The organism is Photobacterium salinisoli, assembly GCF_003614885.1.
GTDB classification, from domain to species: Bacteria; Pseudomonadota; Gammaproteobacteria; order Enterobacterales; family Vibrionaceae; genus Photobacterium; species Photobacterium salinisoli.
Map to the genome: position 1 here is coordinate 1 of NZ_QZMS01000009.1, position 534 is coordinate 534.

Here is a 534-nt window from a genome sequence, read left to right on the forward strand (position 1 = left end):
TAGTCACTTAACCACACAACCCCAAGAGGTTTCGTATGTTCAAACAACCAAGGTTGTGTCTCTGACAAAGAGACAATTGGTTTATTCGCCGGACTCTTACACAAGACACTTGAATGTGTATTGCTTGAGAACTCTGTTTCTTTCGAAACAGTTTATTCAATCTCAAAGATTGAATTTACTAGTCAGCTTTCCAGATTGTTAAAGAGCATGTGTTTCTTTTCTCCGGGGAGAAAAAAGCCACTTTCTAATCACACTCGTAAGTGCAGTTAGAAAGTGGCGTCCCATAGGGGAGTCGAACCCCTGTTACCGCCGTGAAAGGGCGGTGTCCTAGGCCTCTAGACGAATGGGACACTGTTGCGTCTTTACATATTAACCAAGCAATCTGTGTGGACACTGCATCAAAAACACAGTCTTTAGGTAAGGAGGTGATCCAGCCCCAGGTTCCCCTAGGGCTACCTTGTTACGACTTCACCCCAGTCATGAACCACACCGTGGTAAACGCCCTCCCGAAGGTTAAGCTATCTACTTCTGGTG

1 tRNA gene and 1 rRNA gene are annotated in these 534 nt (G+C 45.5%); both read right to left on the reverse strand.

What is annotated here, in order from left to right:
• Nucleotides 1-274: 274 nt before the first annotated feature.
• A tRNA-Glu gene (locus D6M16_RS11025) sits at nucleotides 275-350 on the reverse strand.
• A 68-nt stretch (nucleotides 351-418) separates the two neighbouring features.
• Nucleotides 419-534: ribosomal RNA gene (locus tag D6M16_RS11030) — 16S ribosomal RNA — on the reverse strand; the annotation flags it as partial.